Source organism: Paracoccus rhizosphaerae (assembly GCF_026162645.1).
GTDB classification, from domain to species: Bacteria; Pseudomonadota; Alphaproteobacteria; order Rhodobacterales; family Rhodobacteraceae; genus Paracoccus; species Paracoccus rhizosphaerae.
The window spans coordinates 160,181-186,986 of the sequence record NZ_JAOTBE010000002.1 but is presented as its reverse complement, the minus strand read 5'-3'; the positions used below and the strand labels follow the sequence as shown (position 1 = coordinate 186,986).

The 26,806-nt window shown below is 65.8% G+C and carries 26 protein-coding genes, 1 tRNA gene and 2 pseudogenes; 20 read left to right on the top strand and 9 right to left on the bottom strand.

Going from position 1 to position 26,806, the window contains the following annotated elements; genetic code table 11:
* Positions 1-135: 135 nt before the first annotated feature.
* From OC184_RS02080 to OC184_RS02065, 5 genes are all read left to right on the top strand, one after another.
* Positions 136-330, top strand: coding sequence for a glutathione binding-like protein (locus OC184_RS02080; protein ID WP_265505514.1), 195 nt, complete (start codon positions 136-138; stop codon positions 328-330).
* A 97-nt stretch (positions 331-427) separates the two neighbouring features.
* Positions 428-1,012 carry a VOC family protein gene (locus OC184_RS02075; RefSeq protein WP_265505513.1) on the top strand — a complete coding sequence of 195 codons (585 nt, stop codon included), beginning with the start codon at positions 428-430 and terminating at the stop codon, positions 1,010-1,012.
* Positions 1,009-1,230 carry a VOC family protein gene (locus tag OC184_RS02070; protein ID WP_265505512.1) on the top strand — a complete coding sequence of 74 codons (222 nt, stop codon included), beginning with the start codon at positions 1,009-1,011 and terminating at the stop codon, positions 1,228-1,230. Before OC184_RS02075 ends, OC184_RS02070 begins: the two co-directional genes overlap by 4 nt.
* Positions 1,142-1,417: a glutathione S-transferase N-terminal domain-containing protein gene (locus OC184_RS20425; RefSeq protein ID WP_407674385.1), complete on the top strand. Its 276-nt coding sequence runs from the start codon at positions 1,142-1,144 to the stop codon at positions 1,415-1,417. The genes OC184_RS02070 and OC184_RS20425 overlap by 89 nt, the downstream gene beginning before the upstream one ends.
* Positions 1,418-1,432: 15 nt before the next feature.
* A complete protein-coding gene (locus tag OC184_RS02065) occupies positions 1,433-1,777 on the top strand; it encodes a glutathione S-transferase family protein (RefSeq protein ID WP_265505511.1) in 345 nt (114 codons plus the stop codon).
* A gap of 158 nt (positions 1,778-1,935) precedes the next feature.
* Here OC184_RS02065 and OC184_RS02060 read toward each other — a convergent pair whose 3' ends face one another.
* The 3 genes and pseudogenes from OC184_RS02060 to OC184_RS20385 all read right to left on the bottom strand — a co-directional run bounded on the left by OC184_RS02060 (position 1,936) and on the right by OC184_RS20385 (position 6,050).
* Entirely contained in the window at positions 1,936-3,009 is a 1,074-nt protein-coding gene (locus OC184_RS02060; RefSeq protein WP_265505510.1) for an IS110 family RNA-guided transposase, read from the bottom strand.
* A 948-nt stretch (positions 3,010-3,957) separates the two neighbouring features.
* Positions 3,958-5,152, bottom strand: a pseudogene (locus OC184_RS02055) (IS91 family transposase).
* Between the two features lie 12 nt (positions 5,153-5,164).
* A pseudogene (locus OC184_RS20385) lies at positions 5,165-6,050 on the bottom strand (tyrosine-type recombinase/integrase).
* A 293-nt stretch (positions 6,051-6,343) separates the two neighbouring features.
* Here OC184_RS20385 and OC184_RS02035 point away from each other — a divergent pair.
* Positions 6,344-7,774, top strand: a complete 1,431-nt coding sequence (locus OC184_RS02035) for a TniQ family protein (RefSeq protein WP_265505507.1) — start codon at positions 6,344-6,346, stop codon at positions 7,772-7,774.
* Between the two features lie 230 nt (positions 7,775-8,004).
* On the opposite strand, the gene OC184_RS02030 is transcribed toward OC184_RS02035, so the two are convergent.
* A tRNA-Arg gene (locus OC184_RS02030) sits at positions 8,005-8,081 on the bottom strand.
* 110 nt (positions 8,082-8,191) lie between these two features.
* Between OC184_RS02030 and OC184_RS02025 the strand changes: the two genes are divergently transcribed.
* The 11 genes from OC184_RS02025 (at position 8,192) to OC184_RS01975 (ending at position 17,566) form a co-directional block, all read left to right on the top strand.
* Complete coding sequence (locus tag OC184_RS02025; RefSeq protein WP_265505506.1) at positions 8,192-9,223, top strand: LacI family DNA-binding transcriptional regulator; 1,032 nt, start codon at positions 8,192-8,194, stop codon at positions 9,221-9,223.
* 30 nt (positions 9,224-9,253) lie between these two features.
* Positions 9,254-10,060 carry a S49 family peptidase gene (locus tag OC184_RS02020; protein WP_265505505.1) on the top strand — a complete coding sequence of 269 codons (807 nt, stop codon included), beginning with the start codon at positions 9,254-9,256 and terminating at the stop codon, positions 10,058-10,060.
* Between the two features lie 102 nt (positions 10,061-10,162).
* Positions 10,163-11,086 (top strand): calcium/sodium antiporter, encoded by a 924-nt coding sequence (locus tag OC184_RS02015; protein WP_265505504.1) that lies wholly within the window; start codon positions 10,163-10,165, stop codon positions 11,084-11,086.
* Between the two features lie 346 nt (positions 11,087-11,432).
* On the top strand, positions 11,433-13,283 hold the full coding sequence (uvrC, locus tag OC184_RS02010) for an excinuclease ABC subunit UvrC (RefSeq protein ID WP_265505503.1): 1,851 nt from the start codon (positions 11,433-11,435) through the stop codon (positions 13,281-13,283).
* A gap of 85 nt (positions 13,284-13,368) precedes the next feature.
* The gene (locus tag OC184_RS02005) at positions 13,369-13,734 is read left to right on the top strand and encodes a hypothetical protein (protein WP_265505502.1); all 366 of its coding nucleotides are present in this window, start codon (positions 13,369-13,371) and stop codon (positions 13,732-13,734) included.
* Between the two features lie 81 nt (positions 13,735-13,815).
* Positions 13,816-14,448, top strand: a complete 633-nt coding sequence (gene pgsA / locus OC184_RS02000) for a CDP-diacylglycerol--glycerol-3-phosphate 3-phosphatidyltransferase (RefSeq protein ID WP_265505501.1) — start codon at positions 13,816-13,818, stop codon at positions 14,446-14,448.
* Complete coding sequence (gene moaD, locus OC184_RS01995) at positions 14,438-14,689, top strand: molybdopterin converting factor subunit 1 (protein ID WP_265505500.1); 252 nt, start codon at positions 14,438-14,440, stop codon at positions 14,687-14,689. Before pgsA ends, moaD begins: the two co-directional genes overlap by 11 nt.
* Positions 14,690-14,692: 3 nt before the next feature.
* A complete protein-coding gene (locus tag OC184_RS01990; protein WP_265505499.1) occupies positions 14,693-15,127 on the top strand; it encodes a molybdenum cofactor biosynthesis protein MoaE in 435 nt (144 codons plus the stop codon).
* A gap of 25 nt (positions 15,128-15,152) precedes the next feature.
* On the top strand, positions 15,153-15,659 hold the full coding sequence (locus OC184_RS01985) for a hypothetical protein (RefSeq protein WP_265505498.1): 507 nt from the start codon (positions 15,153-15,155) through the stop codon (positions 15,657-15,659).
* Between the two features lie 70 nt (positions 15,660-15,729).
* Complete coding sequence (locus OC184_RS01980) at positions 15,730-17,100, top strand: glutamate--cysteine ligase (protein ID WP_265505497.1); 1,371 nt, start codon at positions 15,730-15,732, stop codon at positions 17,098-17,100.
* Positions 17,101-17,200: 100 nt separating this feature from the next.
* Positions 17,201-17,566 (top strand): hypothetical protein, encoded by a 366-nt coding sequence (locus tag OC184_RS01975; RefSeq protein WP_265505496.1) that lies wholly within the window; start codon positions 17,201-17,203, stop codon positions 17,564-17,566.
* Here OC184_RS01975 and plsY read toward each other — a convergent pair.
* From plsY to OC184_RS01960, 3 genes are read right to left on the bottom strand one after another with little or no spacing between them, the layout of a single operon-like run.
* Positions 17,563-18,150: a glycerol-3-phosphate 1-O-acyltransferase PlsY gene (plsY, locus tag OC184_RS01970; protein ID WP_265505495.1), complete on the bottom strand. Its 588-nt coding sequence runs from the start codon at positions 18,148-18,150 to the stop codon at positions 17,563-17,565. The genes OC184_RS01975 and plsY overlap by 4 nt on opposite strands.
* On the bottom strand, positions 18,147-19,427 hold the full coding sequence (gene pyrC / locus OC184_RS01965) for a dihydroorotase (protein ID WP_265505494.1): 1,281 nt from the start codon (positions 19,425-19,427) through the stop codon (positions 18,147-18,149). The genes plsY and pyrC overlap by 4 nt, the downstream gene beginning before the upstream one ends.
* Before the next feature lie 2 nt (positions 19,428-19,429).
* Complete coding sequence (locus OC184_RS01960; protein WP_265505493.1) at positions 19,430-20,389, bottom strand: aspartate carbamoyltransferase catalytic subunit; 960 nt, start codon at positions 20,387-20,389, stop codon at positions 19,430-19,432.
* A gap of 154 nt (positions 20,390-20,543) precedes the next feature.
* Between OC184_RS01960 and OC184_RS01955 the strand changes: the two genes are divergently transcribed.
* The 3 genes from OC184_RS01955 to OC184_RS01945 are packed head-to-tail and all read left to right on the top strand — an operon-like array spanning position 20,544 to position 23,324.
* Complete coding sequence (locus OC184_RS01955) at positions 20,544-21,917, top strand: MATE family efflux transporter (protein ID WP_265505529.1); 1,374 nt, start codon at positions 20,544-20,546, stop codon at positions 21,915-21,917.
* A 23-nt stretch (positions 21,918-21,940) separates the two neighbouring features.
* Positions 21,941-22,177, top strand: coding sequence for an Lrp/AsnC ligand binding domain-containing protein (locus tag OC184_RS01950; RefSeq protein ID WP_103171752.1), 237 nt, complete (start codon positions 21,941-21,943; stop codon positions 22,175-22,177).
* 43 nt (positions 22,178-22,220) lie between these two features.
* Positions 22,221-23,324, top strand: coding sequence for a pyridoxal phosphate-dependent aminotransferase (locus tag OC184_RS01945; protein ID WP_265505492.1), 1,104 nt, complete (start codon positions 22,221-22,223; stop codon positions 23,322-23,324).
* Here OC184_RS01945 and OC184_RS01940 read toward each other — a convergent pair.
* Both OC184_RS01940 and OC184_RS01935 read right to left on the bottom strand, forming a co-directional pair.
* Positions 23,311-23,634: a DnaJ family domain-containing protein gene (locus OC184_RS01940; RefSeq protein ID WP_265505528.1), complete on the bottom strand. Its 324-nt coding sequence runs from the start codon at positions 23,632-23,634 to the stop codon at positions 23,311-23,313. The genes OC184_RS01945 and OC184_RS01940 overlap by 14 nt on opposite strands.
* A gap of 58 nt (positions 23,635-23,692) precedes the next feature.
* Positions 23,693-26,782, bottom strand: coding sequence for a valine--tRNA ligase (locus tag OC184_RS01935; protein ID WP_265505491.1), 3,090 nt, complete (start codon positions 26,780-26,782; stop codon positions 23,693-23,695).
* Between the last annotated feature and the right edge of the window lie 24 nt (positions 26,783-26,806).

The following is a 26,806-nucleotide window of genomic DNA, read 5'->3' as shown; positions in this document are numbered from 1 at the left end:
TGGTGAGCGCGATGCGAACCGCATCACGCTTGAACTCCTCGCTGTGTGTCGCTGCCATATCCTGTCTCCTTTGAAGAGAGCATCGCTCTCAGAAGACCGGAACGGAACAGGTGCAGGTCCAAACCCTGGATCGTGATGCAGTGGGCAAAGAGGGACATCCCAGAAATCGACGGCTGGCTCGATATCCGGCTTGGGCAGATGGAGACGATCCTCGCGGAGCGCGAATGGCTGGTGGGGGATCGCCTCACGCTCGCCGACCTCGTCATCGCCGACGTCCTGCGCGTCAATCTTGTCCGCGCGTATGGCCACCGGCCGGCAAGCGAGGCCTAAGTTGCCCGCGTCACCGATCGCCCTGCCTTCCGCAAGGCCCATGCCGACCAGATGGTGCATTTCAAAAAGGCCGATCGAACGAGCAAGGAGAAGGACAATGGCTAGCGATACCGGTGCCTTCATCTGGTATGAATTGATGACCCCCGACCCAGATGCCGCGAAGACCTTCTACGACGCCGTGATCGGCTGGAACGTCGCTTCGCGCAACGCGGACAGGGCGGATATGAACTATCGTATGATCCGTCGGTCGGATGGCGGCATGGCGGGCGGCGTGCTTGCTCTGTCGCAGCAGATGCAGGACGGCGGCGCCCGGCCGGGATGGTATGGCTATGTCCACGTCGCCGATGTCGACGCGGCGAAGCAGGCCTTCGAGGAAGCCGGCGGAGCGGTCCATTTCGACCAGGTGATGGAGGGTGTGGGCCGCATGGCACTGGTCTCCGATCCCGCAGGCGCGCCGCTCTACGTCATGACGCCCACCCCGCCCGCGGACGATCCCGATCCGAAAAGTGATTTGTTCGATTATGTCAAGGCCAAGCATTTCCGCTGGAACGATCTGCAAAGCGATGATCCCGATGGCGCGCTCGCGCTTTCGCCAAAGTGTTCGGCTGGCAGAAGACAGGCGCGATGGCGATGGGTGAGTTGGGTGACTACACCTTCATCGGGCGGCGTAAGGACGACATGATCGGCGCCGTGATGAAGCGCCTGCCGATGACGCCGCGCGCGATGTGGACCTACGACATCGGCGTCGATGACATCGACCGTGCCGTGCGGGCCGTGAGGGACGGCGGCGGCAGCATAGAGCACGGTCCCGATCAGATCCCCGGCGGAGAGTTCTCAGCAACCGGCACCGATCCGCAAGGCGTCGTCTTCGGCATCGTCGGTCAGCGGAAGGGGGGATGACATACTGACCCTCTACGGCGTGCCGCCCACCCGCGCAATTCGGCCGATCTGGCTGCTCAACGAGCTCGACCTTGTATGCAGGATCGAGAACATCCTCCCTTTCGATGCGGAGAGCGTCCGCGCGGTGAAAGCGCTCAACCCTATCGGGAAGATCCCTTACCTTGTTGACGGCAACCTCACGATCTGAGAGTCTGTCGCGATCATGCTGCATCTTGCCGAAGCGCATGGCGGCGGGCGGTCCGTGCTGTGCGACGCGGCGGGCCGTGCGGCGATGAACCAATGGAACTTCTTCCTTGTCACCGAGATCGAGCAGCCGCTGTGGCGCGCCGGGCTGCACCAGGTGATCTACCCTGAGAATGAGCGCAGCCAAAGTGAGATTGCACTGGCCTATCGCGATTGCCGCCGCTTTCTGGAACCACTCGAGGCGCAGTTGCAAGACCGAGACTATCTGGTGGCGGATGAGCCCATATGCATGTGCCGGCTGCTATTCGTAATTGAGAATATGGCGTGGCTGCGGAAGTCGCTCATATGTATCCGGCCTGTTTGATCGGCTCGCGGGCCGTGGCCTTCATGGGGTTACGCACGCGCCGTGGTCTCATTAGCGGCAAGGTCGATGATGACCCAATGGGCTCTCAGACTCTGGGGGCGTAGTTGATCCGTTCCATGCTGTTTCTCTTTCGCGAACTCCGTAATGGCGGTGGAGCGTCAGATGGCGTCCGTTGCCATGTCTCTGTCTCTCGCAGCGTCGAAGCTGGTGCCGTGGCGCAGGATGCTCCAGGCTATCCGGGCCAGCTTGTTGGCTAGCGCAATGGCGGCTTTGTTGCCGGGCATGCGCGTCACGGCTCCGGCCAGCCAGTTGCCGAAGCTGAAGTTCGGCCAAAGGTGGGGACGCATCATGATGATCCGCGCCGCCTGAACCAGCAACATCCGCAGATACCGACTGCCCCGCTTGGTGATCCTGCCGAGGATCGTTCGACCGCCTGTGCTGAATTGCTGGGGCACCAGGCCGACCCAGGCTGCGAAGTCTCGCCCGCGGTCGAAGGCTTCCCCCTTGCCAATGGCAGCCACCATCGCTGTCGATATCATCGGACCAACGCCGGGGATCGACATGATCCGGGCGCAGTTCTCTTCGCTTCGGCTGACCTCCTTGATCTCTTCGGAAACCTGATCAATCCGCCCGTCCAGCCAGTGCCAGTCATAGCGGAGCCCGGTCAGTACCCTGCGCATCCGAAGCGAGATCTCATCCTTTCGCTGCTCAAGGATAGCCTTGAAAGAGTTGTCCAGGGCGCGCAGGCCAGAGCGAACGGTAATCCCTTGCTCGATCAGGAAAGCACGGATCTGGTTGATGGTTGCAGTGCGGCGCGAGACGAGCCGTGCCCGCACCCGGTGCAGCGCTTGCAAGTCAAGCTGATCCTGGTTCTTCTCGGTCACACATTGCAGGTTCGGTCGCACAGCAGCTTCGGCGATGGCCTCGGCATCGTTGTAGTCGTTCTTCTGACCCTTGTTGAACGGCTTCACGTACATGGCAGGAATGATCCGGGGCTCAAAACCGAGGTGGCGCAGAGTGCGGCTGACGAAATGCGCGCTGAGGCAGGCTTCCATGCCGACAATGCACCGCGGAAGCGCGGCGAAAGTGTCCTGCAACGCGAAACGTTTGATCTTCCTGCGCAGAACGACTTGGCCCGATCGGTCAAAGCCGACCAGATGGAAAACGTCCTTGCCGATAACAACGCCGATAATGGCAAGGTCTTCAAGGCTTCCTTGTTTCTTGGCACACATGGCTGCTTGTCCTTGTTGCACAGTTGATCCCACTTCAGGATAACCCAACCGGGGGGGAAGCAGCCGGCACATCCCATTAGCCGCCGACTTCAACGCCGCCCATACGCTCGATTGGGCCGGGTCCGAGGACCAGCTGAATGCATCGCCCGCTCGTCGGGGGGCCTTCGTCGAGCGGATTTATGCTCGCCCCGCCGCGCCCGTCCGCATCAGCGAAGGCTTCGAGTATCTGAACGCCGGAAAGACTGCCCCGCGATACCGGTGTGACCTCGGCGAGCAGTGAACGGCCTCTGTGGTTTGACCGACCTCAATCGGGATTAGGGGGACACGGTCGGAATGTCCTAAAGCTGACCATCGCACAGTAGGCAGTACAGCGCGATGGCGCGACCGGCCATGTTCTAGGCTGCGTCGCCGCGGCATTGGAACATCGCGTGAACGGCAGCAGAGGGCCGACTGCTCTTGCTGCGCCTGCATTCGCTGCACGACAAATGAACGTCAGAGAAGGCCACAGCCGTCATGCGGCGATGCAGCGATGCAAGATATTTTCGCCCGCCTGAATGGCCGCTATCGACAAAACGCCCCTCTCGGTTCGCACGTTCGGAGAGCGACTGCTTTCCTAAAAATTTTTCGATGTGGACCGCTGCGTGACAGCGGCCGCTGAGAGATGGCGGTCTACGTTGACAAACCTCGGAAGGACGAAGCCGCGGGGGGCAGGTGCTGTCTATGGGGAAAAAGCGCTAGCAGAAGGGTCCGCCGTATTGATCGGCAAGAACCGGAGGTGTGATTTTAGTGCGCCTGGGGACCTTTTGCACGAGAATGCTGGTGCGAGGGCGGCCTGATCACAGTGGAACCCGCCTGCCTCCGACGGTTCGCGCCGTCTTGGACAAACGCCAACAGGCCGGCTCCTGAACGGGGGTCGGTGTAGGATCGACCGGAATGATGGGCGTTTCATCATGCAGCCTGATCCCGTGGTGGTGCCCGTGATTGCGGGTTTTGCCCGCGCTGGAAAATCTCGATGATGCGCATTGGCCCGCCACAGCAGGGGCACGGTTCGCGCAGGGTGAACGGGATGACCTCTGCTGCGACTTGAGGTGCGGGTTCTGACTGTGCCGCTCTGAGCAGATTGCGGATCTTCGCGATGTTGGCCTTACGGTTAGCGCTGGCGAGCAGGCCATAATGTCAAATGCGATGAAAGCCATTGGGCAGGACGTGCAGCAGGAAACGGCGAATGAACTCGCCGGTGGCCAGCCGCATGACCTTCTGCTGGTCGCCACGCTTGATTCGGTAATCCTTCCAGCGGAAGGTAACGTTGTCCTCATCGGCGCTGATCAGGCGGGCGTTTGAGATGGCGATACGGTGCGTGTAGCGGCTGAGATAGGCCAGCACCGCCTCTAGGCCTCCGAACGGAGGTTTAGCGTAGACGACCCATTCCGACTTGCGCAGTGGTTCCAGCCAGGCATTGATTGCTGTGATTTTGGACAGTCTGGCAAGGCCCTTGAAGAAGCTGAGGTCTCCGGACCGATGAAGGTCAAGCAGGCCGGCAAGAAACAACCGCCGAAAAAGCCGCGATAGCACCTGCACAGGCAAGAAGAACCCTGATCGACAAGCGATCCAGCGGGAGCCGTTGGGCGACATGCCGCCGCCCGGGACGATCATGTGGATGTGGGGATGATGCGTCAGCGCCGAACCCCAGCTGTGCGGCACTGCCGTCATGCCGACCTTTGCACCAAGGCGCTTGGGATCGGAGGCGATGGTCATCACCGTCTCGGCCGAGGTGCGGAACAGCAGGTCATAAACCGCCTTCTTGTTCCAAAACGCGATCTGCGCGATTTGAGCCGGCAGGGTGGAGACGACGTGGAAGTATTCCACGGGCAACAGATCCCCGACGCGCGCAGCCATCCAGTCGCGCGCGGCCGGGCCCTGACATTTGGGGCAATGCCGGTTCTTCCAGGAATTATAGGCGATGTGCTGGTGGCCCCATTTGGCACAACCGGCCACATGCCCGCCAAGCGCCTCGGTCCGGCAGGCCTCGATGGCCGACATTACCTTGAGCTGGGTCAGGCTGACATGCCCCGGCATTGGCCTGCCGCCACGCAGGACCATGGGTGCGGAAGATGTCAGCTAGGTCCAGGGTCGGCCGGGACACGCCCGGCGCCGATCACTCCAGCCCCCGTCGGAGAGTCAGGTCCTGCAGATCCTTGAGGCGTTCGAACGGGCTGACCGTGTTCTGGATCGTCTTGGTGGCAACATGCGTATAGCGGGCTGTCGTGGTCAGTTTGGTATGCCCCAGCAGGACCTGAATCACCCGCACGTCGGTCCCGGCCTCCAGCAGATGCGTGGCGAAGCTGTGGCGCAGGGTGTGCAGTATGGCCGACCGGGTCACCCCGGCCATATGCTTGGCGGACGCGAAGGCCCGGTTCAACTGGCGCGGCGAAATCGGGTTGACCCTCGGCAGACCTGGAAACAGCCAGCCGTCGGGCCGCGCCTCGCGCCAGTAATCGCGCAGCAGATCGAGCAGGCCGTGCGACAGCATGGATTTGCGGTCCCGCCCACCTTTGCCTTCTTCGACATGGATCATCATCCGTCGCTGTCGATGTCCTCAACCCGGAGCCGGCAGACTTCGGCGGCGCGCAGCCCCGCGCCATAACTGATGCCGAGGGCCGCGCGATACTTCAGTCCCGGCCCCGGTGCCGCCGCCAGAATGTCACCGATCTCCTTGATGCTCAGCACCGCTGGCAGTTTACGCGGTGCCCGCCGGAACTGCATGTGCCGCTTCATCTCGTCTCGTCCGCAGGTGATGCCAAAGAAGAACCGCAGCGACACGATCCGCACGTTGAAGGTCGTGGCGCTCATCCCGGTATTCGTCATGTGGAGCTGATAGGCGCGCAGTTCTTCCGGCGTGGCTGTATCTGGGGATCGCCTCAAGAAAATGGCAAAATTCTTGACGGCCCTGATATGCGCGGCCTGAGCTTCTCGGCCATGCCGCGAATGCGCATGTCTTCGATCATCCGCTGGCGCAGCGGGGTGGTCTTCTCATCCTTCATCGAAACCTCCTGTCTGACGGGTGGGAAGGCCCCAATCGTCAGCCCGGAAAGGCCTCGCTTAAAGTTCAACGTTGGATAGCAGGCGGAACATCAGCAACACGCGCCTTTGCCGCACGAGCGGCTTAGTCCTTCCGCCCTTTGCGTCGGCCCACGCGATGTCTGGAGACTACGCCCAGCATTTCATTCTGCGACTTGCTCGCGTGCATAGGCTGCTTTCGACCGAAGGGAGTAACCGCACCTTGACCTTGCTGCACGGTATCGCGCCTGTCGCCCGTGAGTCGGTCCCCTAGCTCGTGGCTAGGCTTGCCGCGTCGAAGGGCGTGACGCTCCATCAGCTGGTGCTCGATCTCGGCGGGTCGTTGAAGCGGCTGGTCAATCAGGATCGCGCGCTGTTCGAGAACCTCGCAGCCTGGGCCGGGCTTCAGCCTGCGCAGCTGGAGGAGCTCTTGTCATGGACGGGAGAGCCGATTGGCGATGTCCGGATGCGCTTCCGGGGCGAGCGCTTCGTCTCCCGGGCGCTGCGGAACCCGATCGTGCAAGGATGCCCCCGATGCCTGCGGGACGATGCCTTGTCAGCTCCGGAAGATCCATTGACTGCGATGGCGATGCGGGTGCACTGGCAGATGCGGGAAATGGTGATCTGCGCCCCGCATGGCGCGCTGCTGGTGCCTCTTTGGACGGCGCAGCATCCGACAGCCCGAAACGATCTGACGGCCCGGCTGACCGAGATCCTGCCGAAGATCCTCTCACAGGACCTCGACGGACCGGCGGCCGTTACGACCGGATATGACCAGTGGCTGGAACAGCGACTGGACGGGGGCGAAGATACGTCGTGGCTCTCGCGCCAAAGCCTCTATGCGGCGACGACCTTCTGTCGCTTGCTCGGCGGGGAACTGCTGCGCATCAACGGCCATGATGACGCTGATCCGCAGCCGTTTCGGCATGCCTCATTGGCAGCGGGATTCGATGTTGTGCAACGTGGTCCCGATGCCATTCGGCACGCACTGCATGATCTGGCCGCGGGGGCGAACGGCTTTCTGGATGAGCCACAGAAGGCATTCGGATCACTCTGGAAGGATATGCGGGACTACCATCAGGACAATGAAGCGTTCGAGCCGTTCGCGGACATCCTTCGAGGCGTGGTTCTGGACGTCTGGCCTATTGCGGAAGGGGCCGTTCTGCTGGGACAGACGGTGTCGCAGCGAAAGCTTCACTCGGTCGGAACCGCTGCGATGGCACTGCGCATCACTGAGCGGCGGTTGCGTCCGTTGCTGGTCGAAGCCGGTGTCATCGCGGCGGACGATCTGCGGCCGGACAGCCGGGCGGTTTTCGACGCGCAGGCGCATGACGGCGTGCTTCGCGCGATCGGTTCGCTGGTGACGGACCCGCAGATGCGCCGCACTGTCGGCATGACCGAGGCCGAGCTGCGCGCTCTGGAGCAGGACGGCGTCCTGCAGCCCCGGACGCGCCTGCCCGGCGCGCGGCTTCGCTGGCTGGAGGCGGATGGCAAGGCGCTCGTCGACGAGTTGAACGCGCTGGCCCGCCCAAACCCCGGGACCGCCAAATGGGAAACCATCCAGACCGCGCAGGCCAACAGCAAGGTCTGCGTGGGGCGGATCATCGCCGCCATCCGGGCGCGGCAGATCCGCGTCCACGCCCTGCCAGGCAACACGTCCTATCATGGCTTCAAGGTCTGCCGGAGCGAATTCGGGGCAATGGAGTAGAGGCCGCGGTAGTTCCTGCTGCTGAACAATCGCGGGCGAGGGCCCGACAGCAAGTTGACCTTGCGGTAAGGCCATCTACCAGGCGCCGCGGCTTCCACAGAAATAAACCGTTCTCTGACAGGGCCTTGCAAGCAATGAAGCGTCTTGCGTCAAAAATCTCTTGACGCGGGGTGTGCACAGAAGCCGCAAAACGTGCACTCTTATGCCTTATCGGCAACACTTGTTTTCATTGGTGACCCCGACAGGACTTGAACCTGTAACCTGCCCCTTAGGAGGGGGCTGCTCTATCCAGTTGAGCCACGGGGCCGCGAGGGCTTGTCTAGCTGGTTGGTGAGGCTGTTGGCAAGCGTTCAGGTGGCGGTTGTGGCAGAGGTGCTGCTTCGCTAACATCGCTCGACCTATTGCCAGGATCGCCACATGCTTCCCACCAGACCCCGCCGCCCGCTGACCCTCCGCGATGTGTCCGAGGCGTCGGGCGTCTCCGAGATGACCGTCAGCCGGGTGCTGCGCAACCGGGGTGACGTCTCGGCGGCGACGCGGGAAAAGGTGCTGACCGCGGCAAAGACACTGGGCTACGTCCCCAACAAGATCGCGGGCGGGCTGGCCAGCCAGCGGGTGAACCTTGTCGCGGTGGTGATCCCGTCGCTGTCGAACCTGGTCTTTCCCGATGTGCTGGGCGGCATTTCGGCCGAACTGGACGATACAGGCCTGCAGCCGGTCATCGGCGTCACCAACTATTCTCCCGCGCGCGAGGAGATGGTGCTTTATGACATGCTGTCCTGGCGTCCCTCCGGGGTGATCCTGGCGGGGCTGGAACACAGCAAGGCCGCGCGGGCGATGCTGCAGAACTCGGGCATACCGGTGATCGAGATCATGGACGTTGACGGCGAGGGCATCGATACGCTGGTCGGCATCTCGCACATCCGCGCCGGGCGCGAGATGGCGGCCCGCATCCTGGCTGCGGGCTATCGTCGCATCGGCTTCGTCGGCACCCACATGCCCGAGGACCACCGGGCGCGAAAGCGGCTTCTGGGCTTCGAAGAAGGGCTGGCGGCCGGCGGCGTGCAACTTGAGGCGCGGGAGTACTATCAGGGTGGCTCGTCGCTGATGAAGGGCCGCGAACTGACCGAGCGGCTGCTGGCGCGGGCGCCTGAACTGGATTTCCTCTACTTTTCAAACGATATGATCGGGGCAGGGGGGCTGCTCTATTGTCTTGATCAGGGCTATGACATTCCGGGCAGGCTGGGGCTGGCGGGCTTCAATGGCGTCGATCTTCTGGAGGGGCTGCCGGTTCGGCTGGCCACCACCGATGCGCGGCGGGTCGATGTTGGCCGGCGTGCGGCGCGGCTGGTGGCCGGCAAGGATCGCGCGCCCGAGGACCGCATCGTCGCGCTGACGCCGACCTTCATGCCGGGCGACACGATCCGCGCCGCAGACCCCGCCTTGTGACCGGCTGCGCTTGATCCTATCTTCGGACCCATGCGCATTCCCGTCCTGTCCCGCCTTCTGTCCCGCAAGCCGCGCGTCGCGGTCATCCGCCTGTCGGGCACCATCGGCGGCGCCGGCCGCGGCGGAGGGCTGAACGACGCGGCCCTTGCCCCGATGATCGAGCGGGCCTTCCGGCGCAAGCCGGTGGCAGTGGCGCTGTCGATCAACTCGCCCGGCGGATCACCGGTGCAGTCGTCGCTGATTGCGGCGCGCATCCGGCGGCTGGCCGGCGACAAGCGCGTGCCAGTCCATGCCTTTGTCGAGGACGTGGCGGCCTCGGGCGGATACTGGTTGGCCTGCGCGGCCGACGACATCTGGGCCGACGACAGCTCGATCCTGGGATCGATCGGCGTGATCTCGGCCGGCTTCGGCTTCCACCAGTTGATCGACCGGTGGGGGATCGAGCGCCGCGTCCACACCGCCGGCGAATCCAAGTCCACGCTTGACCCTTTCCGGCCCGAGCGTCCCGAGGACGTGGCCCGGCTGCACAATATCCTGGAACCGATCCATCAGGCGTTCAAGGATCATGTCCGCGCCCGCCGTGGCGGCCGTCTGGCCGAGGGGCGCGACCTTTTCACGGGCGAGTTCTGGGCTGGCAGGGAAGCCGTTGCCCTGGGGCTGGCCGACGGCATCGGTCATCTGGTGCCGCGGATGAAGCAGGTCTATGGCGACAAGATCGCCTTCGACGTGCACAGTGTCCGCCGCCCGCTGCTGCGGCGCCTTGGCGTCTCGGCCGAGGCGGTCCTGGACGCGGCCGAGGATCGGGCGGCCTTCGACCGCTTCGGCACCCGCGGATGAGCGTCCGCATCGTCGTCGTCTTTCTGCTGGTCATGGCCGGGCTTGCGCTGGTGCGCGGTCCGGCGTTCCGGCGCGCATTGAAGAAAATCCTGGGAATAAATCGTGGTCGTTGAAATTCTGCTGATCGCCGCCGGTCTGGCGCTTCTGGTCCTGGGCGGCCACCTGCTGGTCAAGGGCGCCGTGAACCTGGCGCTGAAGCTGGGCATCACGCCCCTGGTCGTGGGCCTGACCGTCGTCGCCTTCGGCACCTCGGCGCCCGAGCTGCTGGTGTCGCTGTCGGCGGCACTGAAGGGATCCAGCGGGATCGCGATGGGCAACGTTGTGGGCTCGAACATCGCCAACGTGCTGGTCATCCTGGGGGTGACGTCGCTGGTCTCGGTCATCGTGACCCGCGGGCACGACCTGCGCGAAAGCTGGGCAATGATGATCGCTGCCTCGGTCCTGCTGATCGCGCTGGCCCTGACCGGAGAGATTGGCCGCCTCGAGGGGGTCATCCTGCTGCTGGCCTTGGGTGCGACGCTGTGGCGGCAGCTGTCGACCGGCCGGGTCGATCAGGCTGACCTGGAGGGCGCCGAGCTTGGCGCATCCTGGGGCAAGATCGCCCTGTGGCTGGCAGGCGGCCTGGTGGCGCTTCCCATCGGTGCGAACATGCTGGTGAACGGCGCCACCGAAATCGCGCGCGCCGCCGGCATCAGCGAGACCGTGATCGGCCTGACCCTGGTCGCCGTCGGGACCTCGTTGCCGGAACTGGCCGCATCCGTGGCCTCGGCTCTGAAGGGGCGTGCGGACATGGCACTTGGGAACGTGGTGGGGTCGAACATCTTCAACATCCTGGCGATCCTGGGCATCACTGCTGTCGTCTCTCCTCTGCCTGTCCCGCCCGAAATGCTGCGCCTCGACCTTTGGGTGATGCTGGCCGCAGCGCTGCTGTTGGCGCCGTTCCTGTTCAGGGGGATCAGCATGACGAGGGCCGTGGGCGCGGCGCTGGTCGCCGCCTATGGCATCTATGCCTGGGTGCTGCTGTGACAGGATCACGGGCGCGCGGGCCTTACGGCGGGCGCTGCGCGACCGGTCCGATGCAGACCCGTTCGCCGGATTTGTCCACGACTTTCGACTTGCCTTCACTATCTCTCGGATTCTACACGAGAATCCTGCAGAGCGGGCAAGGCCCCAAATAAAATCCAGCGAAATCAATGCCCTTGAAAACAGCCTAATTTTTGTGCAACTTCACTGAACTGTAACGTTTGCTGGCCGGGGTGATCTGTCCTCACAGCTCGCCCACAGAATTATCCACAGATTCCGTGGAAAGCTTCAGGCTTGCAGCGGCGGCCGGGAACTTGCAGCAGCCCCTCAGAATCACCAATCTTCCGACATGACCCAGAAAACCGGCCACGCACTGATCCAGGACTATCTTCGCACGCTCGACAGCAGTCCGGGCGTCTATCGGATGTTGGATGCCAATCAGGCCGTGCTTTATGTCGGCAAGGCGCGCGACCTGAAGGCGCGGGTGTCGAACTATGCCCGTCCCTCGGGGCATTCGGCGCGGATCGCCCGGATGATTCGCGAAACGGCCAGCATGATGTTCCTGACCACGCGGACTGAAACCGAGGCGCTGCTGCTGGAGCAGAACCTGATCAAGCAGCTGAAGCCGCGCTACAACGTCCTTCTGCGCGACGACAAGTCCTTCCCGAACATCCTTGTGGCCAAGTCGCACGGCTATCCGCAGATCAAGAAGCACCGCGGCGCGAAGTCGGAAAAGGGCGACTACTATGGCCCCTTCGCCAGCGCCGGGGCGGTGAACCGTACGCTGACCCAGCTGCAGCGGGTGTTCCTGCTGAGGAACTGCACCGACAGCACCTTCGAATCCCGCACGCGCCCCTGCCTGCTGTTCCAGATCAAGCGCTGCAGCGCGCCCTGCGTCGGCCGGATCAGCCAGGACGACTACAACGGCCTGGTGGCCGATGCCGAACGCTTCCTGCAGGGCAAGACCACGACCATCCAGGCCAATCTCGCGGCCGAGATGGCCAAGGCGGCCGAGAACATGGAATACGAGCGCGCCGCCGCCCTGCGCGACCGCATCAAGGCGCTGACCGCCGTCCAGTCCGTGCAGGCCATCAACCCCAAGGGCGTGGCCGAGGCCGACATCGTCGCGCTGCACATGGAAAGCGGTCAGGCCTGCGTTCAGGTCTTCTTCATCCGCGGCAACCAGAGCTGGGGGAACCGCGACTTCTATCCCCGGCTCGGCGGCGCCGAGAGCCCTGACGAGGTGATGCAGGCCTTCCTGTTGCAGTTCTACGACGACAAGCCGCCGCCCCGGCAGATCCTGCTGTCCCACCCGCCAGAGGACCCTGACCTGACCGCCGACGTCCTGTCCGAGCGTGCCGGTCGCAAGGTCGAGGTCCTGGTCCCGCAGCGGGGCGAGAAGTCGGACCTGGTAACGAACGCGCTGCGCAACGCCCGCGAGAGCCTGGCCCGCCGCATGTCCGAAAGCGCCACCCAGCTGCGCCTGCTGGAGGGGCTGGCCGAGGCGTTCGAGCTGCCCGCCCCCCCGCGACGGATCGAGGTCTATGACAACAGCCACATCATGGGCACCAATGCCGTGGGCGGGATGATCGTCGCCGGCCCCGAGGGTTGGATGAAGAACCAGTACCGCAAGTTCAACATCAAGGGGACCGAGATCACCCCGGGCGACGACTTCGGCATGATGAAAGAGGTGCTGACCCGTCGCTTCCAGCGCCTGCTGAAAGAGGACCCCGACCGCCAGACCGAGGCTTGGCCCGACCTTCTGCTGATCGACGGCGGCGCGGGCCAGGTCAGCGCGGTCGAGGAGATCATGGCCGAGCTGGGCGTCGAGGACATCCCGATGATCGGCGTCGCCAAGGGCCAGGACCGCGACCATGGCAAGGAAGAGTTCCACCGCCCCGGCCGGCGCCCCTTTGCGCTGCGCATGAACGACCCGGTGCTGTATTTCGTCCAGCGCCTGCGGGACGAAGCGCACCGTTGGGCCATCGGCACCCATCGCGCCAAGCGCGCCAAGGCGCAGATGTCGAACCCGCTGGACGAGATCGCTGGCATCGGCTCGGCGCGCAAGCGGGCGCTGCTGACCCATTTCGGCAGCGCCAAGGCCGTCAGCCGCGCGGGCCTGGCCGACCTGCAGGCGGTCGACGGTATCTCGGCTGCAATGGCGCAGAAGGTGCACGACCACTTCAACACGCGTGGTTAACGCTGCGGCATCATGTTACCGCCCACCTTTACTTGATTCGCGCTATGGTTGCCCCTCACCATCCGACATGATGAAGGAGGCTGCCATGCCCTGTGCCCGACCTTTCGGAATTTTTGCACACCGCACCCCTCTCCACTCGCCCGTCGAAACCGCCCGAGGTTCCGACGGCCTGACCCGCCTCGACGCGACGATCACCGACATCAACATCAACGGCAGCGACCCGACGCTGCAGGTGCGCGCGCCCGACGGCATGAACTGGACGATCGAACTGGCCAGCCACGCCCGCAACCGCGCGATCGGGTTGACCAATGCGGCGGTGCTGCCGGGCGACCGCGTCCAGGTGGCGGGCGAACCCGGCCGCGCGTTCGGCGAGGCCCGGATCAAAGCGCTGCGCTTGACGATCAATGACCAGCTGTTCGACCTGGCCGAGGAAAGCCCCACGGCCGCCTGATCCGCGCTTCGTGACCGGCCGGGGCAGGGCGGCCGCGCCTTGCCCCTTCCAAAGTCCCCCGGCAGGCACTAGCTTGCCACCATGCGTTGGAACCTGCCCAATATCCTGACCCTGTTGCGTCTTCTGGCTGCCCCCGCGGTGCCGTTGATGTTTCTCTATTTTCATCGTCCCTGGGCAGATTGGGCCGCGCTGACGCTGTTTCTCCTAGCGGCGATCACCGACTGGTTCGACGGGTACCTGGCGCGCGCCTGGAAGCAGGAAAGCCGCTTCGGCGCCGCGATGGACCCGATCGCCGACAAGGCGATGGTGATTATCGCGCTGGTCGTCATCACCGGATATTCCGGCATGAACCCCTGGCTGATCCTGCCCGTTACCGTCATCCTCTTCCGAGAGGTGTTCGTGTCCGGCCTGCGCGAATTTCTGGGCGACAAGTCGCGCACGCTGGCGGTGACCAACCTGGCCAAGTGGAAGACCACGCTGCAGATGGTGGCCATCGCCACGCTGTTCCTGGGCACGGGCCTGGCCTTCATCGAAACCGGCCGCCCCCCGCGCGTGGGGGAAATCGGGCTGATCTGGTCGGGCAGTGCCGCGGCGCTGGCGACATATGCCGGTGTCGCGTTGATCTGGATCGCAGCCGTCCTGACCGCCTGGACGGGATGGGATTATTTCGTCAAGGCGCTGCCGTTCCTGAGGGAGCCGAAGGATGACGCTTGAGGTGCTCTATTTCGCCTGGCTGCGCGAGCGTGTCGGCCATCCCCGCGAAAGCGTCGCCACGGATGCGGCCACGGTCCGCGACCTCGTTGCGCAGTTGGCGGCGCAATCCGACGGACATGCCGCGGCCTTGGACGACCTGGCGACGTTGCGCTGCGCGGTCGACCAGAAGCTGGTCGATCTCGATACGCCGCTGGCCGGGGCACGCGAGGTCGCGTTCTTCCCGCCGATGACCGGCGGCTGAGCGATGTCCGCCCGCGTCCAGGCTGAACCGTTTGATCTGGCCGTCGAACTTCGCGGCTTTGGCGCCGGCGCCGGTGCGGTGGTGACCTTCACCGGCATCGTGCGCGATGACAGCGGCCACATGGCTGCGCTTGACATCGAGCATTACCCCGGCATGACCGAACGTGCCCTGACCGACTTCGGGGCTGCCGCCGCCGCGCGGTTCGACCTGTCGGACTGGCGCATCGTCCACCGCCATGGCCGGATCGAGACCGGCGGCCAGATCATGATGGTCGCTACCGCCGCTCGCCATCGCCGCGCCGCCTTCGATGCCGCCGACTACCTGATGGACTGGCTGAAATCCCGCGCTCCCTTCTGGAAACGCGAGATTGCGCAGGACGGTTCGGCAAGCTGGGTCGAGGCCAGGTCCAATGACGAGGACGCGTTGGGACGGTGGTAGGCCTGCGCGCCCCGGAATGCCGCCGATGATCCGGCCCGAGCTTCGCGCGTTCATGCGCGACAGGGCCGAACTGCTGATCTTCGGCGCGCTGACGCTGGCAGGCCTGTGGCTGGTCTTCCTGGGCGGCTGGTTCTTCGCGCTGATCGGTGGCACGGTGGTGCTGGTCGGCGCCAGCCTGACCATCGGCGCCATGCGCCACGCGCCGTTCCGCAGGCCAGTTGCAGCACCCGGCGTGGTCGAGCTGATCGAGGGTGCCGTCCGTTTCTATGGCGCGACGGAAACCGGAGGAGAGATCGCGCTCCGCGACCTGACCGAGATCCGCCTGCTGCGCCTTCAGGGCCGTGCCCACTGGCGGCTGCGCAGCCGCGACGGGCAGGCGCTGCTGGTTCCTGTCGATGCCGCCGGCGCCGCGGTCCTGGCGGATGCATTCGAAAGCCTGCCGGGGATGGACATGGGGGCCATGTCCCGGGCGCTTGCGCAGGTCGCCCGGCAGCCCCAGTCGATGCAGACCCTTTGGCGCAAGCCCGATTGAGGCGGCTTGACTTGGCCCTGCGCCCTTGCCACCTGTGACCGACTGGAAACCCGAGAAAGGCCTCGACCCTATGTCCATTCCACAGCAGGGCGGAGGCCCCATCGAACATCGCGACCAGCTGGCCGCTTATATCGCCAGCGGCGAAAAGCCCAAGGACCGCTGGCGGATCGGCACCGAGCACGAGAAGTTCGGCTATGACGATGCGCAGAAGCTGCCCCTGCCTTACGAGGGCCGGACCTCGATCACCGCCATGCTGGAGGGGTTGCGGGACCGCTTCAACTGGACCCCGGTCCTGGAGGCCGGAAAGCTGATCGGTCTGGAACGCGACGGGGCCAATGTCAGCCTGGAACCCGGCGGCCAGCTGGAACTGTCCGGCGCGCCGTTGGAGACGATCCACCAGACCTGCGACGAGGTGAACAGCCACTTGGCCGAGGTCGAGGCGGTTGCCAAGGACATCGGCGCAGGCTTCATCGGCCTTGGCGCGGCCCCGATCTGGACGCAGGACCAGATGCCGATGATGCCCAAGGGGCGCTATCGGCTGATGACCGATTATATGGGCCGCGTAGGCACGCTTGGCACGCAGATGATGTACCGGACCTGCACGGTGCAGGTGAACCTGGATTTCGCCAGCGAAGCCGACATGGTCCAGAAGATGCGCGTGGCGCTGGCGCTGCAGCCGGTGGCGACGGCGCTGTTCGCCAATTCGCCCTTCCTGGACGGCAAGCCCAACGGCATGAAGTCTTGGCGCGCCCACATCTGGCAGAACCTGGATGCGGCGCGCACGGGAATGCTGCCCTTCGTCTTCGAGGACGGCTTCGGTTACGAGGCCTGGGTGGACTATGTCCTCGATGTGCCGATGTATTTCGTCTATCGCGACGGCAAGTACATCGACGCCCTGGGCCAGAGCTTTCGTGATTTTCTGGATGGCCGCCTGCCGGCCCTGCCGGGCGAGGTGCCGACCCTGTCGGACTGGGCCGACCACATGACCACCGTCTTCCCCGAGGCTCGCGTCAAGAAATACATCGAGATGCGCGGCGCCGATGGCGGTCCCTGGCGCAGGCTTTGCGCGCTGCCGGCGCTGTGGGTTGGGCTGACCTATGACCAAGGCGCGCTGGACGCGGCTTGGGATCTGGTCAAGGGCTGGGACGCCGAGACGCGAGACGCCCTGCGAATTGCGGCCGGTCGCGACGGCCTGCAGGCCGAGGCCGGCGGCATCCGCATGCACGACTTGGCCCGAGAGGTCCTGGCCATTGCCGACTCCGGCCTTCGGTCCCGCGCCCGACCGGGCAGCGGCGGGCTGGTTCCCGACGAGACTCATTTCCTGAACGCGCTGAAGGAGAGCGTGGACAGCGGCAGGGTGCCCGCCGACGAGTTGCTGGCCCGGTATCGGGGCGACTGGAACGGCGACCTGTCGCGGATCTACGACGAATACTCGTATTGAAGGCGAGCGTGCCTGCGGCGCACGGGAAGGTGAGGTGCAGGGCGGCGCTGCCGGCTTGATCTGCCCTGCGCAGGATGGCACCCCGTCCGGGCAAGGAACGATGGGGCAGACGATGCGTGGTGATGCGATGCGGTGGATCGGGTGGCTGGTGGCGCTGGTCTTCTTGGGCGGCGTACTGGCCCTTGTCAGCCTGGTCGTATCTCTGGTGACCCGTGCCGAAGGCGTTCCGCCGATGCCGATCTACATGGGCATCCTGGGCTTCGTGGCGCTGATCATGCTGTCTGGCGCCTGTCTGGCACTGATCTCAATCGCGGTCTCGGCACGCCGGGCGGTCGAACTGATGCAGCGCGGCGCGCGGCCCTTGGCCGAGGCGGCGGACAAGCCGCAGGGGCCGCTTCGCCCGACACCCCTGGCCGAAGTTCCGGCAGCCCCGCGCGCGGGCAAGGTGCTGGTGGCCGAGCGCTAGGCCTGCTTGCGACCGATGCGCGGCTCGGTCCCGTTCAGCAGGCGGGTGATATTGGCGTGATGGCGGATGAAGATCAGCACAGCCATGAAGGCCGCCACCATCGCGATATCCGCCCGGCCAAGCGCCCATGCAAAGACCGGCGCCAGCGCCGCCGCCAGCAGCGCGCTGAGGCTGCTGATCCGGCTGACCAGTGCCGACAGGGCCCAGATCGCGCAGGCGGTCAGGCCGATCGGCCAGTGCAGCGCGATCAGCGTTCCCAGAAAGGTTGCCACGCCCTTGCCGCCCCTAAAGCCCAGCCAAATCGGGAAGCAATGGCCCAGGAAGGCGGCGCCGCCGGCCAGAACGCCCGCCGCCTCGACACCGAAATGGTGGGCCAGCAGGACCGCGATGGCGCCCTTGCCGCTGTCCAGCAGAAGCGTCGCCAGCGCGGCGGGCTTGTTGCCGGTGCGCAGGACGTTGGTCGCGCCGATGTTGCCCGACCCGATCTGGCGCAGATCGCCCAGGCCAAGCGCGCGGGTGATGACCAGGCCGAAGGGCACCGCCCCCAGCAGATAGCCGAAGACGGCCCAGAGGATCAGGCTCATGCGTGTTCTCCGAAGACGGGCTGGCCCGCGACCCAGGTGCCGAGGATGCGCCCCTGCATCCGCGCGCCGTCGAAGGGGGTGTTCTTGGACTTCGACAGCAGCGTGAAGCGGTCCATGACGAACGGCGCGTCGGGGTCGAACAGCACCAGGTCGGCGGGGGCGCCATCGGCCAGCCGCCCCGCCGGCAGGCGCAGGCGCCGTGCCGGGTTCAGCGACAGCGCCCGCCACAGCTGCGGCAGGCTGAGGCCGCCCTGGTGATAAAGCCGCAGCGCAGCGGGCAGCAGCGTCTGCAGGCCGACGGCGCCGGGGGCCGCGGCCTCGAAGGGCAGGCGTTTCGATTCCTCGTCCTGCGGCGTGTGGAAGCTGGCGATGGTGTCGATCAGCCCATCCGCCACGGCCTGAACCATCGCCTGGCGGTCTTCCTCGGACCTCAGCGGCGGGGTGAAGCGGAAGAAGGTGCGATAGTCGCCGACGTCGAATTCGTTCAGCGTCAGATGGTGGATCGAGATCCCGGCCGTCACGTCCAGACCCGCGTCACGGGCGCGGGCCAATGCCGGAAGGGCGGCGGCGGTCGTGATCTGATCGGCATGCCAGCGGCAGCGCGTCATGGCGACCAACGAGAGGTCGCGGTCCAGCCCCATTACCTCGGCCACCGGCGACACGGCCGGAATGCCATAGAGCGAGGCGAACTTGCCGCTGGTGGCCGCCGCGCCCTGTGACAGGCCTGGGTCCTGCGGATGGCCCACGATCAGCGTGTCCAGGCCGCGCGCATAGGTCATGCAGCGCGACAGAAGCTTGGTGTCGCGCACCACGCGCACCCCGTCGGTGAAGGCCACGGCGCCGAGATCGTTCAGGAAACCGATCTCGACCATCTCGCGCCCCTCGCGGGTCTTGGTCAGGGCGGCCATGTGGCGGATGTTCACCGGCGCATCGGTGGCGCGGCGGGTGACGAATTCCAGCGCCTCGGGCGTGTCGATGGGCGGCATCGTGTCGGGACGGGCGACCAGGGTGGTGACGCCGCCCGCAGCCGCGGCGCGGCCGGCGCTGCGGAAGCTTTCCTTGTGACGCTCACCAGGTTCGCCGATCTTGACGCCCCAATCGATCAGGCCCGGCGCAAGTGCGCGACCGTTGCAGTCGATGACAGTGGCGCCTTCGGGGGCGTCCTCGTCAGGGCCAGCGCGTCCGGCGATGCGGCCGTCGGTGACCCGCAGGCTGCCCGGCTCGTCGGTCAATGCCTCGGGGTCGATCAGGCGGGCGTTGCGAAAGACGATGTCCATGATCACACCTCGCCCAATGCGGCGCGGCCGCGTTCCGCGCGCAGGTTGCGGGCCAGCAGGTCCAGCGCGGCCATGCGGACGGCGACGCCCATCTCGACCTGGTCCTGGATGACGCTGCGGTTGATGTCGTCGGCGATGGTGCCGTCGATCTCGACCCCGCGGTTCATCGGGCCGGGATGCATGACGATGGCGTCCGGCGCGGCAAGCGCCAGCTTTTCGGCATCCAGCCCCCAGCGGTGGAAATACTCTCGTTCGGACGGAATGAAGCCGCCGTCCATCCGTTCCTTCTGCAGCCGCAGCATCATGACGACGTCGGCGCCCCTCAGCCCCTCGCGCATGTCCTCATAAAGCTCGACCCCCATCTCGGCCACGCCGGCGGGCATCAGCGTCGACGGGCCGATCAGGCGGATGCGGTTTTCCATCTTGCCCAGCAGGATCAGGTTCGACCGCGCGACCCGGCTGTGGGCGATGTCGCCACAGATGGCGATGGTCAGGCGGTGCAGCCGGCCTTTCGCGCGGCGGATCGTCAGCGCGTCCAGCAGCGCCTGCGTGGGATGTTCGTGCCGCCCGTCGCCTGCGTTGATAACGGCGCAGTTGACCTTTTCCGCCAGCAGGTTCACGGCGCCGGAATGAGGGTGGCGTACCACCAGAAGGTCGGGCTGCATCGCGTTCAGCGTCAGCGCGGTGTCGATCAGGGTTTCGCCCTTCTTCACGCTGGACTGGCTGACCGCCATGTTCATCACGTCCGCCCCCAGCCGCTTGCCCGCCAGCTCGAAGCTGGCCTGGGTGCGGGTCGAGTTCTCGAAGAACATGTTGATCTGGGTCAGCCCCTCGAGCGCGTCCGAATGCTTGATCGTCCGACGGTTGAGCGAGACATAGTCCTCGGCCAGGTCCAGAAGTGCCGTGATCTCGTCCGGCTTCAGATGGTCGATGCCCAGAAGGTGGCGGGCGCGAAAGCTCATGTGCGGCCTCTTGGTCGGGATGGCGCTTCTATCGCAGATGGGCGGGGATGCGGCAAGCGGGCTGCGACCCCAAGGGCGCCGCATCGACGGCGCCTTTCTGCAGGTCGTGCAACTGTCGCTTGCCGTGTCCCGCGGGCGCGGATATGGCGAGGACATGAGCAACAGGTACCGCCCCCACATCCTTGCGACGCTGTCGCTTGGGTTGCCGCTGATCGGCAGCCACCTGGCGCGCATGGCCATCGGCGTGGGCGACACGGTGATGATCGGCTGGTACGGGGTCGAGCCCTTGGCGGCCCTGGTCATCGCCACCTCGTTCTTCTTCATCCTGTTCTTTTTGGGCATGGGCTTCGGCACCGGCGTCATGGGGCTGATCGCCAGCCACATCGCCAGCGGCAACCAGACCGAGGTCCGGCGCGGCGCCCGTATGGCGCTGTGGCTGTCGACGGCCTTCGCGCTGGCCGTGATGCCGCTGATGTGGTTTTCCGAACCGATCCTGCTGGCGCTGGGGCAGACGCCGGCGGTGTCGGCCCTGGCGCAGGATTATCTGCGCATCGCGGGCTGGGGCCTTGCGGTGGTGCTGGGGCAGGTGACGCTCTCGTCCTATCTGGCCGCGCTCGAGCGGACGCAGATCGTCATGTGGGTCACGCTGGCCGGGCTGCCGCTGAACCTGTTCCTGAACTGGGTGCTGATCTTCGGCAACCTCGGCGCGCCGGAGCTGGGCGTGCGCGGGGCCGCCATCGCCAGCGTTACCGTGCAGGTGATCCAGATTGTGCTGCTGGTCGCCTATGCCGCCTGGCTGCCGATGGCGCGGCAATACAACCTCTTCCAGCGCTTTTGGCGGCCGGACTGGCAGGCCATGGGACAGGTCGCCCGCGTCGGCTGGCCGATCGGCCTGACCATGGTGGCCGAGGGTGGGTTGTTCGTCGCCTCGAACGTCATGATGGGCTGGATTGGAACGCCGCAGCTGGCCGCGCACGGGATCGCGCTACAGATCACCTCGATCACCTTCATGGCGCATCTGGGGCTGTCGAACGCGGCCACGGTGCGGGTGGGGCAGGCCAAGGGACGTGGCGACCGCGCCTGGATGCGCGACGCGGCGATAACCGTCATGTGGATGTCGCTGGTCTTTGCCGCCATTGCCATCGCCATCTATCTGCTGTTCGCGGAAGGTCTGGTGCGTCTCTATCTGGACCCGGCCGACCCGCAGGCCCCGCAGATCGTGGCGATCGGCGCCAGCCTGCTGATGTTCGCGGCGCTGTTCCAGCTGACAGATGCGTTCCAGGTGATCGCACTGGGCTTTCTGCGCGGGGTCCATGACACGAACGTGCCGATGTGGATCGCTGGCTTCAGCTATTGGGTCGTCGGCATGCCGGTGGCGTGGGCGCTGGCCTTTCCCCTGGGCCTTGGTCCGGCGGGGCTGTGGCTGGGACTGTGCGCCGGGCTGACCTTCGCGGCGATCCTGCTGATGCGCCGCTTCTGGCGCGGCCACGCGCGCGGGGACTGGACCCGCGCTGCCGCCCCGGTCTAACCTCGCCCCTGAAGGAGAGTGCGATGCGTCCAGTTTTCGTCCAGTTCCGCTGCGAACCCGGCAAGACCTACCAGGTGGCCGAGGCGATCTACGACCGCGAGGTCGTCAGCGAGCTCTACTCGACCTCGGGCGATTACGACCTGATCGCCAAGGTCTATATCCCCGAGGATGAGGATGTCGGCCGCTTCCTGTCGGACCGGCTGTTCGACATCCCCCATATCAGCCGCACGCTGACCACGATGACTTTCCGCGCCTTCTAGGGCGCGCTTGCGGGGCGGCCGCAATCGGGGCAGATTGCGCGCCATGATACGATTTGCCCCCCTGCCTGCGGGCCTTCCCGCCACCGTTCCCTTCATCGGCCCCGAAACGCTGGAGCGTCGGCGTGGCGCACCCTTTGCCGCGCGCCTTGGCGCCAACGAAAGCGCGTTCGGTCCCAGTCCCTTGGCCGCGCGGGCCATGCGAGAGGCTGTGGGCCAGGTCTGGAAGTACGGCGACGCGCCCAGCCACGATCTGACGCAGGCGCTGGCGGCGCATCACCGGATCGCGCCCGCGAACCTGATGATCGGCGAAGGCATCGACGGCTTGCTGGGCAACCTGGTGCGGCTGATGGTGGCGCCGGGCGATGCGGTGGTCACGTCGGATGGCGCTTATCCGACGTTCAACTATCACGTCGCGGGCTTTGGCGGCGTGCTGCACAAGGTCCCCTACCGCGACGACGCCGAGGACCCGCAGGCGCTGCTGGATCGCGCCCATCAGGTCGGCGCGCGGCTGGTCTATCTGGCCAATCCTGACAACCCGATGGGAAGCTGGCACGAGGGGGGCGTCATCACCGACATGCTGGACCGTCTGCCGGACGACTGTCTTCTGGTGCTGGACGAGGCATATGCCGAGTTCGCCCCCGCCGATGCCGTGCCCCGGATCGCTGCCGACGATCCGCGCGTGATCCGCATGCGGACCTTTTCCAAGGCCTACGGTCTGGCCGGTGCGCGCATCGGCTATGCCATCGGCGCGCCCGAGCTGATCGCGGGCTTCGACCGCATCCGCAACCACTTCGGCGTGAACCGCATCGCTCAGGCCGGCGCGCTGGCGGCGCTGGCCGACCAGGGGTGGCTGGCCCATGTCGTGGCCGAGGTGGCGGCCGCCCGCGACCGCATCTCGCACATCGGCGCCTTGAACGGGCTGACCGCATTGCCCTCGGCCACGAATTTCGTGGCGCTGAACACCCACCGTGACGGTAAGTATGCCCGCGCCCTGATCGGCGCGCTGGAGGCCGAGGGCGTCTTCGCCCGGATGCCGGGCGTCGCGCCGCTGGACCGCTGCATCCGCATCAGCTGCGGCCCCGTCACCGAACTGGACGTGCTGGAGGACGCACTGCCGCGGGCGCTGGACCGGCTCAGTCCCGCATGAAGCGGCGGCGCGCCTCCTCGGCGATCGACTGACGCATCTGAAGGCGCGCGATTTCGGCCAGAAGCGCGTCGCGTTCCGGCCCCTCGGGCAGTTCGGCCAAACGTGACTGGGCGGCGATCACCTGCTTCTTCAGGACGATCTCCTCGGGCAGGACGCCGGCCTCGGCCATGATGCGAAAGCCCACGGCCTCACCCGTGTCGCCCACGGGCCGCCGGGGCAGGGGCTGGCCCTCACCCTCAAGGCCCGAAAGCTTACCTTCGGCACGGGCCTTCAGCATCATCCGTTCGGCGATCCGGTCCAGCCAGCCCATTCCGACCCCTGTCGTCGTGGCAGGCCCGCCGCGTGGCGGGCGCCGCCGATGTGCCATCCTACATCGCCGCCAACTGCGCCAGCGCCCCATTCAGCCGCAGGATGTCGTCGTCCAGCGCGGCCAGCTTGTCGCGCGTTTCCTCGATGACCTCGGGTTCGGCATTTTCGGCAAACTTGGGATTGGACAGCCGCTTGCGCAGCCCCTCGGCATCCTTTTCCGTCTTGGCCTTCGCCTTGGTCAGCCGCGCCGTTTCAGCCGGAACGTCGATCACGTCGCCGATGGGCAGCGCAAAGCTGGCGCCTTGCACGGCGACGGCAATCATGCCGCGCCCGGTCGCGCCGTCCAGGGGCGCGTTCACCCGCGCCAGGCGTTCGATCAGCGGACCGTTGGCGGTCAGCGCGGCGCGAGCCGGGGCGTCGGCCTCGGTCACGAGCAGGTCCAGCTTCGCGCCCGCCGGCACGCCCATCTGCGCGCGGGCCGAGCGCACCGCCTCGATCAGGGCGATGACCCAGTTCATCTGCCGGTCCGCATCCGCGTCGATCAGATCGGCGCCCAGCACCGGCCAGTCGCCATGGACCAGCATCTTCGGCCGCTCGCCCGTCAGCGACCACAGCTCTTCGGTGACGAACGGCATGATCGGGTGCAGCATCAGGTAGCACTGGTCCAGCACCCAGCCCATGGTGGCGCGAGTCTCCTCGGCGTGTTCGCCGTCGAAGAGGGGCTTGGCGAACTCGACATACCAGTCGCAGACCTTGCCCCAGACGAAGGCGTACAGCCCCGTCGCCGCATCGTTGAAGCGATAGGATGCCAGCGCCTGGTCCACGTCCATCAGGATGCGCGCGGTCTCCCCGATGATCCAGCGGTTCACGGTATGCGCGGGCGAGGGCCGCGCGCCGCCGCCGCGCACGCCGTTCATCTCGGCAAAGCGCGTGGCGTTCCAGATCTTGGTGACGAAGTTGCGGTTCACCTCGACATGCTTCGGCCCCAGCTTCGGGTCGCGCCCCATCGCCGCCATGCTGGTCAGCGTGAAGCGCAGCGCGTCGGCGCCGTATTCGTCCACCAGCGTCAGCGGGTCGATGACGTTGCCCTTGGACTTGGACATCTTGGCGCCCTTTTCGTCGCGCACCAGCCCGTGGACATAGACGGTGTGGAAGGGCACGTCGCCCACGATCTCCAGCTGCATCATCATCATCCGGGCGACCCAGAAGAAGATGATGTCGAAGCCCGTCACCAGAACGTCGGTCGGGAAATACTTCTGCAACTCGGGCGTGGGTTCGGGCCAGCCGAGCGTGCCGATGGGCCAGAGGCCGCTGCTGAACCAGGTGTCCAGAACGTCCGGGTCGCGCCAGACCGGATAGACCAGGTGGGTCGGGTCCTGCGACAGGTTATAGTCAGCCAATGCGCGGACCAGCATCTCGATGGCCTCGTCGCGGTCCTTGACCTCGACCACGCGGCTGGCCTCAAGCGGCTGCGGCAGGCCCGCGAGGTCGTCGCGGAAGCGGTCGGCCACGGCGTCAAACTGCGGCGCGCAATGCTGACGTTCGCCCGCGTTCACCAGGCCGCCTTCCAGCAGTCGGAACAGTTCGACCTCGTCCAGCGCGCCGTCGCCCTCGTCGTCGTGGAAGCCCGCGACCGACAGGTCGAGGCCATACCACACCGGGATCTGGTGGCCCCACCACAGCTGGCGGCTGATGGTCCAGGGCTCGATATTCTCAAGCCAGTTGAAATAGACCTTGCGGTGCTGTTCCGGCAGGATGCGGGTGCGGCCGTCGCGGACGGCGTCCAGGGCAGGGCCGACGATGCGGGCCGTGTCGACGAACCACTGGTCGGTCAGCATCGGCTCGATCACCACGCCCGAGCGGTCGCCGAAGGGCTGCATGATGGGCTTGGCATCCACCAGCGGGCGCTTTTCCAGATGCTCGGCGCCGGTTTCCTTGTCGATTTCCTTGTGCAGGTAGGTGACGGCCAAGCCCTCGGCTGTGATCGCCTCGATCACCCGCTTGCGGGCCTCGAAGCGGTCGAGGCCGCGCAGATCCTCGGGGACCAGGTTCACGCCTGATACGTCGCCCACGTCCTCTCCCTGTGCCGCGCGGGTCGCGACTTCAGCGCTTTCGGCATAGGACAGACCGTCGGTGCGCATCGCGCCCTTGCCGTCCATCAGCGCGTAGAGCGGGATGCCGTTCCGTATCGACACGCCATAGTCGTTGAAATCATGCGCGCCGGTGATCTTGACCGCGCCCGAGCCGAAGTCAGGATCGGGATATTCATCGGTGATGATCGGGATCAGGCGGCGGTGTTCCTTCGGTCCGACCGGGATCTCGACCAGCTTGCCGACGATGGGGGCATAGCGTGCATCGGACGGATGCACGGCGACCGCACCGTCGCCCAGCATTGTCTCGGGGCGGGTCGTCGCAATGCTGATATAGTCGCGGGTCTCGCGCAGGGTGACGCGGCCATCCTCGTCACGCTCGACATATTCATAGGTTTCGCCGCAGGCCAGCGGATACTTGAAGTGCCACATGTGGCCGGGGGTTTCGCGGTTCTCGACCTCGAGGTCGCTGATCGCGGTTTCGAAGTGCGGGTCCCAGTTCACCAGGCGCTTGCCGCGATAGATGATGCCCTTGTCATAGAGGTCAACAAAGACCCGGATCACCGCGTCATGGAAGTTGCCTTCCTCGCCCTCGGGCGCGTTCGGGGCGCCAGACATGGTGAAGGCGTTCCGGGACCAGTCAAGCGACGCGCCAAGGCGCCTGAGCTGGCCGATGATCGTGTCCCCGGATTCGCGCTTCCAGTCCCAGATCTTCTGCGTGAAGGCCTCGCGCCCGATCTCGCGGCGACCGGGTTCGCCGCGCGCGGCCATCTGGCGTTCGACGACCATCTGCGTGGCGATGCCCGCATGGTCCTGGCCGGGCTGCCACAATGTGTCGAAGCCGCGCATCCGGTGCCAGCGGACTAGGATGTCCTGCAGCGTGTTGTTGAAGGCGTGGCCGATATGCAGGCTGCCGGTGACGTTCGGGGGCGGAATCATCACAGTAAAGGTTTCGGTGCGCGAGGCGTTGGCCCCGGCCGCGAAGGCGTTCGCCCGCTCCCATTCGGCGCTGATCCGGGCCTCGGCGGCCTTGGCGTCAAAGCTCTTGTCCATCGTCATCGCAAATCCCCTTGGTTGAGGGTG